The organism is Vibrio sp. YT-19(2023), assembly GCF_033337395.1.
The window spans coordinates 1-564 of the sequence record NZ_JAWOQN010000906.1 but is presented as its reverse complement, the minus strand read 5'-3'; the positions used below and the strand labels follow the sequence as shown (position 1 = coordinate 564).

1 protein-coding gene is annotated in these 564 nt (G+C 46.1%); it reads right to left on the bottom strand.

Translation table 11 applies throughout. The features are described from left to right. The coding region (locus R7E78_RS29110) for an aminotransferase class I/II-fold pyridoxal phosphate-dependent enzyme (protein ID WP_318059018.1) at positions 1 to 564 on the bottom strand (564 nt) is incomplete at both ends.

Sequence of the window (564 nt, the reverse complement as noted above, 5' to 3'; positions counted from 1 at the left end):
AGCGCGCCAACGTTAACAAGTTGCCTTTCGCGTTAGTGATGTCTTGCGTGTTCTTACCCACAACAATAGCAGCACCAGTACGTTCGCGGTACAAGCCAAAGTTTTTAGAACAAGAAGTTGTAATCAACATCTCTTCGACATTATCCGCCATGTAACGAAGACCTTTTGCGTCAGCTTCTAAGCCGTCACCAAAACCTTGATACGCGATATCAACAAATGGCGTAAAACCGTTCTTTTGAGAAAGTTCTGTAATAGCTTGCCATGCGGAAAAGTCGATGTCTGCGCCTGTTGGGTTGTGACAACAACCATGCAGTAGAACCACATCTGTCGGCCCTGCTTTAGCAAGATCATCCAGCATTTTTGCGGTGTCGACTTGTTTCGTTTCTGGCGAGAAATAATGGTAGAACTTAACTTTAAGCCCAGCAGCTTCCATTACTGGCTTGTGGTTCACATAGCTTGGATTCGAAATCCAAACCGTTGTATCTGGTTGTGCGACCTTCATTAGGTCACCCAGCATACGCAGTGCACCACTTGCTCCTGGCGTTTGAATTGCAGCAACACGAT